This window comes from Pseudomonas sp. SDO55104_S430, from assembly GCF_054070595.1.
In genome coordinates this window covers 1-9373 of sequence record NZ_JBSVXG010000219.1, presented here as the reverse complement: position 1 = coordinate 9373, position 9373 = coordinate 1, and the positions used below count along the sequence as shown (strand labels likewise).

The following is a 9373-nucleotide window of genomic DNA, read 5'->3' as shown; positions in this document are numbered from 1 at the left end:
ATTCAACATCAATGTCGCCTGACCTGACGCCTTCGCGGGCAAGCCTCGCTCCTACGGTTTTTTGGGTGGATGCGGGGTTTGTGATTGGCGCGGAGCCCTGTAGGAGCCAGCTTGCTCGCGATGGTCGTCAACGATGACGCTGGCTGTCTGGCACCCAGCGGTGTTCTTGTGACCATCGCGGGCAAGCCTCGCTCCTACAGAGGTGATGTAGTGGGCAGGTGAAAAATCAGGACTTGCGCGACAGCGCTCTTAGCACCGCATTGCTGTCCAGCACAGGGCTTGGCGCTTCGGCTGGGGCTTGTTGTTCCGGGGCTGAAACCTGCACCTCGACCGGCAACTCGAACTGCAACGAAATCGACTGGACCTGGGTGTCGGACAACTCAATCCCCGAAGCCTGAAGCATGCTTTCAAACGGATTGGCCTGCGCTTGCACCCGATCGGCTTTCTGGGTGCCCAGCTTTTCGAGAAAGGCATTCAAATCGCTGAACAGCAGCCTCTTACGCTTCGAGGCCTGGTAGCACTGATAAAAGATGAAGACGACAAACGCGATGAAACCCAATCCAGGGGAAGCGATGCCCACACCAATCAACAGCGCAAAGGCAATCCACAACGAACTCCACTTGAAGTCCACCAACCCCAATTCCATGTTCAACGCCGCAGCGTCACGTACCAGCCAGCGCTTGGCCGCCGAGTGGTTCTGCAGCAGGACGGGGACCGGCGCTTTGCCGTCCTTGCGCTGGGCACTGAACAACGAAACCTGCTGACCTTCGCGCAACGGCACATCCACCCCGCGCAGTTTCACATCGTGCTCGATGCCGTCCGGCGTACGAATCCAGAACTCGTGGTTGATGATCGACTCCGAGCTGACCCTGACCGGCCGCGCATCGCCGTCGGCATTCCTGCCCCCGCCCGTCGTGGTGACCCGCGTTTCGCTCAGCTTTTCGCTGCCCACCACCTCACCGCTCAACACAGTGAACGCGACCTTCATGTCGCCATGGGTGAATTCGTACATTTCGATTCCTTGAGAGGGCCGCCGGCTGGCGCTTTGGAGGTAAAAATCCATTAGTCGCGGATGCTACTGAGGTGCCATCACCCTGTCCACAACCCCCAATTACCTTCCTTCCGTACGTCTGAAGCGATACAAAAACACATACGACACGATATTTTCTGTTTGATATTAATTTCTGTATCGCTTATAAAGTTCTCCATGCCCTCGAAATGCCCCTGAACAAAAAAGAGGCCGGAGACCGAAATGTACGCACAGCTTGTAGAAACCGGAGTCAAGCGCATCAAGGAACTGTCGGAAATGTCCGAACAGGAACGCGCCTTCCAGGAAAAAATCGATTCAGAAATCAAAATCGAAGCCAAGAACTGGATGCCAGATGCCTACCGTCAGACCCTGATTCGGCAGATTTCCCAGCACGCTCACTCCGAAATCGTCGGCATGCTGCCCGAAGGCAACTGGGTGACCCGCGCGCCGACCCTCAAGCGCAAGCTGCAACTGATGGCCAAGATCCAGGACGAAGCTGGTCACGGCCTGTACCTGTACAGTGCCATGGAAACCCTGGGCGCCGATCGCGATACAGAAATCGACAAGCTGCACACCGGCAAAGCCAAGTATTCGAGCATTTTCAACTACCCGACGCTGAACTGGGCCGACATGGGCGCGGTGGGCTGGCTGGTGGATGGGGCGGCGATCGTCAACCAGGTGGTGCTGCAGCGCACCTCCTACGGCCCGTACTCGCGAGCGATGATCCGTATCTGCAAGGAAGAGAGCTTCCACCAGCGCCAGGGCTACGAAATCCTCCTGACCATGATGCGTCACGGTACCCAGGCGCAGAAGGACATGGTCCAGGACGCGATCAACCGTCTGTGGTGGCCGTCGCTGATGATGTTCGGCCCGAGCGACGAACACTCGCCGAACAGCGCGCAATCCATGGCCTGGAAGATCAAGCGCCAGAGCAACGACGAACTGCGCCAGCGCTTCATCGACCAGACCATCCCGCAACTGGAACTGTTGGGCTGCACCTGCCCTGACCCGGACCTGAAGTGGAACGCCGAGCGCGGCCACTACGACTTCGGCGAAATCCAGTGGGACGAATTCTACGAAGTGCTCAAGGGCAACGGCCCGTGCAACACCGAACGCGTCGCCACCCGCCGCAAGGCGATTGAAGACGGTGCCTGGGTACGCGAAGCCGCTGTCGCCCACGCCCGCAAAAAACAAAACAAGAACGCCGCCTGATCCGGCCACCTGATGTGGAGTAACTGAAATGTCCGAGTGGACCCTCTTCGAAGTCTTCGTGCGCAGCAAGCACGGCCTTAACCACAAGCACGTGGGCAGCGTGCATGCCGCCGACACCACCATGGCCATCGAAAACGCGCGCGAGCTCTACACCCGTCGCAGTGAAGGCGTGAGCCTGTGGGTCGTGCCGTCGGCGCTGATCACCGCGTCCTCGCCGGATGAAAAAGACCCGCTGTTCGACCCGTCGGACGACAAGGTCTACCGCCACGCCAGCTTCTACGAGCTGCCGGCCGAAGTCGGGCACATGTGAGGTCGACCATGAATAACAAGACCGATCTGATCGAATACCTGCTGCGCCTGGGCGACAGCGCCCTGATCCAGGGCCAGCGCCTGTGCCAGTGGTGCGGCAAGGCCCCGGCCCTGGAAGAAGAGCTGGCGCTGATGAACGTCGGCCTCGACCTCGTCGGCCAGGCCCGCAACTGGCTCGAATACGCCGCCGAACTGCTGGACGATGGTCGCGACGCCGATCACCTGGCGTTCCGCCGCGACGAGCGCGCCTACCGCAACCTGCTGCTGGTGGAACAACCCAACGGCGACTATGCGGTGACCATCCTCAAGCAGTTCCTGTACGACGCCTGGCACCTGCAAGTGCTCACCGGCCTGACCCAGTCGAGCGATGAGCGCATCGCCGGGATCGCCGCCAAGGCCGTGAAGGAAGTCACCTATCACCTGCGCCGCTCCGGCGAATGGGTCGAGCGTCTGGGTGACGGCACCGAAGAAAGCCACAAGCGCATGCTCGCGGCCATCCCGGAAGTCTGGCGTTTCACCGTGGAACTGCTCGCCGCCGATGACAGCGAACAGCGTCTGTGCGCCGCCGGTATCACTCCGGATATCGCCACGGTCGGTGCTGCATGGCAGGCCAAGGTCGAGGCGATTTTCGCCAGCGCCACCCTGCCCGTCCCGGCGGCTGCGAGCTACTTCTACCTGAACGCACGCAAGGGCCTGCATACCGAACACCTGGGGATCCTGCTGGCTGAAATGCAGTTCCTGCCACGAGCGTACCCCGATGCAACCTGGTGATCTGATCGCCAGCGACCTCGGCGCCCGGCCGGCTCAACCGACCGACCTGGCATCCGCATGGGCGATCCTGCGCGAAGTCATGGACCCGGAAGTGCCGGTGGTCAGCGTCGTCGACCTTGGGATCGTGCGCGATCTGGACTGGCAGGCCGGTCACTTGCACGTGGTGGTCACGCCGACCTACTCCGGCTGCCCCGCTACAGAAGTGATCGAAAGCGATATCCGCGATGCGCTGGAACTCGCGGGTTTCAGAGCGCCGCAACTGGAGCGTCGCCTGACCCCGGCCTGGACCACCGACTGGATCAGCGACAGCGGCCGTGAGCGCCTGCGCGCCTACGGCATCGCGCCGCCCGAGGGCAGCACCAGCAAACGCAGCCTGCTCGGTGAAAGCCAGGTGATCGCCTGCCCGCAATGCGGCAGCACGCACACCGAGGTGCTCAGCGAGTTCGGTTCCACCGCGTGCAAGGCGCTGTATCGCTGCGTCGACTGCCGGGAACCGTTCGACTATTTCAAGTGCATCTGAGCGGCGATCGGCCGTCCCAGCTGGAGAACAAGAATGAGTAAATTTCACAGCCTGACCATCAAGGACGTGCGCACCGAGACCCGTGACGCGGTGTCCATCGCCTTCGAGATTCCGCAGGATTTGCAGGACAGCTTCCACTTCACCCAGGGCCAGCACCTGGTAATGCGCACGCAGATGGACGGCGAAGAAGTGCGTCGCTCGTATTCGATCTGCACCGGCGTCAACGACGGTGAACTGCGTATCGCCGTGAAACGCGTGGCCGGCGGGCGTTTCTCCGCCTTTGCCAACGAACAACTGAAAGCCGGGCATACCTTGGAAGTCATGCCACCGGCCGGGCATTTCAGCGTCGAACTGGACCCGGCTCGCCACGGCAACTACCTGGCCGTCGCGGCTGGCAGCGGCATCACGCCGATCCTGTCGATCATCAAGACCACCCTGGAAACCGAGCCCCACAGCCGCGTCACCCTGCTGTACGGCAACCGTTCCAGCTCCGGCGCGCTGTTTCGCGAACAGCTGGAAGATCTGAAAAACCGCTACCTGCAACGCCTGAACCTGATCTTCGTGTTCAGCCGCGAGCAGCAGGACGTGGACCTGTACAACGGCCGGATCAACGCCGAGAAATGCGAGCAGTTGTTCACCCGCTGGCTCGACGTGAAAGCCCTCGATGCCGCGTTCATCTGCGGCCCGCAGGAAATGACCGAGACCGTGCGTGACAGCCTCAAGGCCAAGGGTATGGCGTCGGATCGCATTCATTTCGAGCTGTTCGCCGTCGCCGGCAGCCAGCAGAAACGCGAAGCCCGTGAGGCCGCCCGCCAGATCGATTCGGCGGTCAGCCAGATCACCGTGATCAGCGACGGCCGCGCCCTGGCCTTCGACCTGCCGCGCAACAGCCAGAGCATCCTCGACGCCGGCAACGCCCAGGGCGCCGAACTGCCCTACTCCTGCAAGGCGGGCGTGTGCTCGACCTGCAAGTGCAAGGTCATCGAAGGCGAAGTGGAAATGGACAGCAACCACGCCCTGGAAGACTACGAAGTCGCCGCCGGCTACGTCCTGTCGTGCCAGGCGTTCCCGATCAGCGACAAGGTTGTGCTGGATTTCGATCAGCTCTGACTCGATCCCCCTGTAGGAGCGAGCACGCTCGCGATGGTCGCCAACGATAACGCTGGCAGCCTGACACCCCGCGGTGTCCCGTCCTCCATCGCGAGCAAGCTCGCTCCTACAGGGGACCGCGCTTTACCTGTAGGAGCGAGGCTTGCCCGCGAAGAGGCCAGCACATTCAACATTGATGCTGCCTGACATACCGCCTTCGCGGGCAAGCCTCGCTCCTACAACCGCTACATCCCACAACAAAAACAAGAGAGCGTGCCATGACCCCACAAGACATAGAACTCATCCACCAGCACCCCGACTTCATCCAGCTGGTGCGCCGCAAACAGAAGCTCTACTGGTCGCTGTCGCTGATCATGCTGGTGATCTATTTCGGTTTTGTCCTGTTGGTGGCGTTCTCTCCGGCCACCCTCGGCCAGTCCCTGAGCGGTGGCGTGACCACCGTGGGCATGCTGGTGGGTGTGGTGATAGTGGTACTGGCTTTTGCATTGACCGGTTTCTACGTCTATCGCGCCAACAACGTGATCGACCCGCTGAACGACAAACTCAAGCAGGAGTGCGCCCGATGAGTCGCCTTCTTGCACTGTTCCTGCTGCCGCTGGCCGTGGTCACCGATCTTGCGGTTGCCGCCGAAGGCGCCGCGCGCCCGCTGAACTGGAACGCCATCGGCATGTTCCTGGTGTTCGTCCTGTTCACCCTGGGCGTGACCCGCTGGGCCGCCATGCGCACCCGTTCGGCCAGCGACTTCTATACCGCCGGCGGTGGCATGACCGGCTTTCAGAACGGCCTGGCGATTGCCGGCGACATGATCTCCGCCGCCTCGTTCCTCGGCATCTCCGCAATGATGTTCCTCAACGGTTATGACGGCCTGCTCTACGCCCTGGGCGTATTGGCCGGCTGGCCGATCATCCTGTTCCTGATCGCCGAGCGCCTGCGCAACCTGGGCAAATACACCTTCGCCGACGTGGTTTCCTATCGCCTGGAACAGACGCCGGTACGCCTGACCTCGGCCTTCGGCACCCTCACCGTGGCGTTGATGTACCTGGTGGCGCAGATGGTCGGCGCCGGCAAGCTGATCGAGTTGCTGTTCGGCATCGACTACCTCTACGCGGTGATGCTGGTCGGCGTATTGATGGTGTTCTACGTGACTTTCGGCGGCATGCTCGCCACCACCTGGGTGCAGATCATCAAGGCGGTGATGCTGCTGTTCGGCACCAGCTTCATGGCGTTCATGGTGCTCAAGCATTTCGGTTTCAGCACCGAAGCGATGTTCGCCGGCGCCACCGAAGTGCATGCCAAGGGCACCGCGATCATGGCGCCCGGTGGCCTGCTGTCCAACCCGATCGACGCGATTTCCCTTGGGCTGGGCATGATGTTCGGCACCGCCGGTCTGCCGCATATCCTCATGCGCTTCTTCACCGTCAGCGACGCCAAGGAAGCGCGTAAAAGCGTGTTCTACGCCACCGGTTTCATCGGCTACTTCTACCTGCTGCTGATCGTCGTCGGCTTCGGCGCCATCGTCATGGTCGGTACCGACCCGTCCTACCGCGACGCCAGCGGCGCGATCATCGGCGGCGGCAACATGGTCGCCGTGCATCTGGCCCAGGCAGTGGGCGGCAACCTGTTCCTCGGCTTCATTTCGGCGGTGGCCTTCGCCACCATCCTCGCGGTGGTTGCGGGCCTTGCGCTGTCCGGCGCCTCGGCGGTGTCCCACGACCTGTATGCCTGCGTAATCCGCAAGGGCCAGGCGAGCGAGCAACAGGAAATGCGCGTGTCGCGAATCGCCACCCTGTGCATCGGCGTGCTGGCGATCATCCTCGGCCTGCTGTTCGAATCGCAGAACATTGCCTTCCTGTCCGGTCTGGTGCTGGCGATTGCCGCCTCGGTGAATTTCCCGGTGCTGTTCCTTTCGATGTACTGGAAAGGCCTGACCACTCGCGGCGCGGTGCTGGGCAGCCTGGCTGGCCTGGTTTCGGCCATCGTGCTGCTGGTGTTGAGCCCGGCGGTGTGGGTCAACGTCATGCACCACGACAAGGCGCTGTTCCCCTATTCCAACCCGGCGCTGTTTTCCATGAGCCTGGCGTTCTTCAGCGCCTGGCTGTTCTCGGTCACAGACCGTTCGCCACGGGCCGCCCTCGAGCGCGGTCGTTACCTGGCGCAGTTCATCCGTTCCATGACCGGCATCGGCGCTTCGGGCGCCAGCCAGCACTGACCATCCATTTGACAGGCGCGGCTAAAACCCCCGCCAGACACTGACCAAACCCGGAGCAATCCTGATGTCCTCTTCTCCTACACTGCAAAGCTTCATCGCCGGTCGCTGGATCGGCCAGCAAGGCGCGCAAATCCTGCGCAGCGCCGTCGATGGCCATGAAATCGCCCGCACCCACGAAGAGCGTCCGGACTTCGCCGAAGCCATCGAACACGGCCGTCGCCAAGGCGTCAGCGGCCTGATGGCGCTGGACTTCCAGCAACGTGCCCAACGTCTCAAGGCCCTGGCCCTGTACCTGGCCGAGCGCAAGGAACAGCTCTACGCGATCTCCCACCACAGCGGCGCGACCCGTGCCGACAGCTGGATCGACATCGAAGGCGGCAACAGCACCCTGTTCACCTACGCCAGCCTGGGTTCGCGCGAGCTGCCGTCGGGCAACGTGGTCCACGAAGGCCCGGCACTGCAACTGAGCAAGATGGGCACCTTCGCCGGCACCCACATCCTGGTGCCGCGCGGTGGCGTGGCGGTGCACATCAACGCCTTCAACTTCCCGATCTGGGGCATGCTGGAAAAGTTCGCGCCGAGCTTCCTCGCCGGCATGCCGTGCATCGTCAAACCCGCCAGCGCCACCAGCTATCTGACTGAAGCCGTGGTGCGCCTGATGGACGAATCCGGCCTGTTGCCGGCCGGCAGCCTGCAACTGATCATCGGCGGCACCGGTGACTTGCTCGACCGCCTGCAAGGCCAGGACGTGGTGACCTTTACCGGTTCGGCCGACACCGCCGCCAAGCTGCGCGTCAACCCGAACCTGATCCGCAACTCGGTGCCGTTCACCGCCGAAGCCGACTCGCTGAACTGCGCGATCCTCGCCCCGGACGTCACCCCGGACGACGAAGAATTCGAGCTGTTCATTAAGGAGGTGGCCAAGGAAATGACCACCAAGGCCGGGCAGAAATGCACCGCCATCCGCCGCGCCATCGTCCCGGCCAAGTACATCGACGCCGTCGCCACGCGCCTGCGTGACCGTCTGGCCAAGGTGGTGGTCGGCGATCCGTCGGTGGAAGGCGTGCGCATGGGCGCTCTGGCTTCCCACGACCAGCAGAAAGACGTGGCCGAGCGCCTGGAAGCGCTGTTGCAGAGCAGCAACATGCTGTTCGGCGCCCGTGACGGTTTCGAACCACGCGGCGAGAACGTCGACAAGGGCGCGTTCTTCGCCCCGACCCTGTTGCAGGCCCGCGATCCGCATGCCGAAGGTGGCGCACATGACATCGAGGCGTTCGGTCCGGTCAGCACCCTGATGGCCTACGACGATCTGGATGAAGCGCTGGCACTGGCCGCGCGCGGCAAAGGCAGCCTGGTGGCGAGCCTGGTGACCAAGGATCCAGCGATTGCAGCCAAAGCCATTCCAGTCGCCGCTGCCCTGCACGGCCGTCTGCTGGTGCTGGATCGCAACTGCGCCGGCGAATCCACCGGCCACGGCTCGCCGCTGCCGCAACTCAAGCACGGCGGTCCGGGTCGCGCTGGTGGCGGTGAAGAACTGGGCGGTCTGCGTGCGGTGAAGCACTACCTGCAACGCGCCGCGGTACAGGGCTCGCCAACCATGCTGGCGGCGGTCACTGGCGAATATGTGCGCGGCGCCAAGGTCATCGAAACCGAAGTGCACCCGTTCCGTCGCTACTTCCAGGACCTGCAGATCGGTGAATCGCTGCTGACCCACCGTCGCACCGTCACCGAAGCGGACCTGGTGAACTTCGGCTGCCTGTCGGGCGACCACTTCTACATGCACTTCGACGACATCGCGGCCAAGGAATCGCAATTCGGCAAGCGCATCGCCCACGGCTACTTCGTCCTGTCGGCCGCAGCCGGGCTTTTCGTTTCGCCAGCGCCCGGACCGGTCCTGGCCAACTACGGCCTCGATACCCTGCGCTTCATCAACCCGGTCGGCATCGGCGACACCATCCAGGCCCGCCTGACCTGCAAACGCAAAATCGACCAGGGCAAAAAGAGCCCGCAAGGCATCCCGCAAGGCGTCGTGGCCTGGGACGTGGAAGTCACCAACCAGCTGGGCGAGCTGGTGGCCAGCTATGACATCCTGACCCTGGTGGTAAAACGCGAGGATTGATCACAGCCTTGTGATCACCTCGATCAAAAGTGGGAGCGGGCTTGCTCGCGAAGGCGGTGGGTCAGGCAATGTAAAAGTTGACTGATACGGCCC

Annotated in this window: 9 protein-coding genes; 8 read left to right on the top strand and 1 reads right to left on the bottom strand. The window is 62.5% G+C overall.

Going from position 1 to position 9373, the window contains the following annotated elements; translation table 11 throughout:
- Positions 1 to 226: 226 nt before the first annotated feature.
- Entirely contained in the window at positions 227 to 1012 is a 786-nt protein-coding gene (locus ACW9JE_RS25375) for a hypothetical protein (RefSeq protein ID WP_457434293.1), read from the bottom strand.
- A gap of 240 nt (positions 1013 to 1252) precedes the next feature.
- Here ACW9JE_RS25375 and paaA point away from each other — a divergent pair, with 240 nt between their 5' ends.
- The 8 genes from paaA to paaZ all read left to right on the top strand — a co-directional run bounded on the left by paaA (position 1253) and on the right by paaZ (position 9280).
- Positions 1253 to 2242, top strand: a complete 990-nt coding sequence (paaA, locus tag ACW9JE_RS25370) for a 1,2-phenylacetyl-CoA epoxidase subunit PaaA (RefSeq protein ID WP_175377650.1) — start codon at positions 1253 to 1255, stop codon at positions 2240 to 2242.
- Positions 2243 to 2270: 28 nt separating this feature from the next.
- On the top strand, positions 2271 to 2552 hold the full coding sequence (paaB, locus tag ACW9JE_RS25365; RefSeq protein WP_007943393.1) for a 1,2-phenylacetyl-CoA epoxidase subunit PaaB: 282 nt from the start codon (positions 2271 to 2273) through the stop codon (positions 2550 to 2552).
- 8 nt (positions 2553 to 2560) lie between these two features.
- On the top strand, positions 2561 to 3322 hold the full coding sequence (gene paaC, locus ACW9JE_RS25360; RefSeq protein WP_457434292.1) for a 1,2-phenylacetyl-CoA epoxidase subunit PaaC: 762 nt from the start codon (positions 2561 to 2563) through the stop codon (positions 3320 to 3322).
- A complete protein-coding gene (gene paaD, locus ACW9JE_RS25355; RefSeq protein ID WP_457434291.1) occupies positions 3309 to 3842 on the top strand; it encodes a 1,2-phenylacetyl-CoA epoxidase subunit PaaD in 534 nt (177 codons plus the stop codon). The genes paaC and paaD overlap by 14 nt, the downstream gene beginning before the upstream one ends.
- A gap of 33 nt (positions 3843 to 3875) precedes the next feature.
- Entirely contained in the window at positions 3876 to 4952 is a 1077-nt protein-coding gene (gene paaE / locus ACW9JE_RS25350; RefSeq protein ID WP_457434290.1) for a 1,2-phenylacetyl-CoA epoxidase subunit PaaE, read from the top strand.
- A 257-nt stretch (positions 4953 to 5209) separates the two neighbouring features.
- The gene (locus ACW9JE_RS25345) at positions 5210 to 5518 is read left to right on the top strand and encodes a DUF485 domain-containing protein (RefSeq protein WP_457434289.1); all 309 of its coding nucleotides are present in this window, start codon (positions 5210 to 5212) and stop codon (positions 5516 to 5518) included.
- Positions 5515 to 7161 carry a cation acetate symporter gene (locus tag ACW9JE_RS25340; protein WP_457434288.1) on the top strand — a complete coding sequence of 549 codons (1647 nt, stop codon included), beginning with the start codon at positions 5515 to 5517 and terminating at the stop codon, positions 7159 to 7161. Before ACW9JE_RS25345 ends, ACW9JE_RS25340 begins: the two co-directional genes overlap by 4 nt.
- A 64-nt stretch (positions 7162 to 7225) precedes the next feature.
- Positions 7226 to 9280, top strand: coding sequence for a phenylacetic acid degradation bifunctional protein PaaZ (gene paaZ / locus ACW9JE_RS25335; protein ID WP_457434287.1), 2055 nt, complete (start codon positions 7226 to 7228; stop codon positions 9278 to 9280).
- Positions 9281 to 9373: the final 93 nt, after the last annotated feature.

Excerpts from the sequence above, each read along its gene's own strand:
- paaB (WP_007943393.1), top strand. The coding sequence starts at position 2,271 with ATGTCCGAGTGGACCCTCTTCGAAGTCTTCGTGCGCAGCAAGCACGGC.
- paaC (WP_457434292.1), top strand. The coding sequence starts at position 2,561 with ATGAATAACAAGACCGATCTGATCGAATACCTGCTGCGCCTGGGCGAC.
- paaD (WP_457434291.1), top strand. The coding sequence starts at position 3,309 with ATGCAACCTGGTGATCTGATCGCCAGCGACCTCGGCGCCCGGCCGGCT.
- ACW9JE_RS25345 (WP_457434289.1), top strand. The coding sequence starts at position 5,210 with ATGACCCCACAAGACATAGAACTCATCCACCAGCACCCCGACTTCATC.
- ACW9JE_RS25340 (WP_457434288.1), top strand. The coding sequence starts at position 5,515 with ATGAGTCGCCTTCTTGCACTGTTCCTGCTGCCGCTGGCCGTGGTCACC.
- paaE (WP_457434290.1), top strand. The coding sequence starts at position 3,876 with ATGAGTAAATTTCACAGCCTGACCATCAAGGACGTGCGCACCGAGACC.
- paaA (WP_175377650.1), top strand. The coding sequence starts at position 1,253 with ATGTACGCACAGCTTGTAGAAACCGGAGTCAAGCGCATCAAGGAACTG.
- paaZ (WP_457434287.1), top strand. The coding sequence starts at position 7,226 with ATGTCCTCTTCTCCTACACTGCAAAGCTTCATCGCCGGTCGCTGGATC.
- ACW9JE_RS25375 (WP_457434293.1), bottom strand. The coding sequence starts at position 1,012 with ATGTACGAATTCACCCATGGCGACATGAAGGTCGCGTTCACTGTGTTG.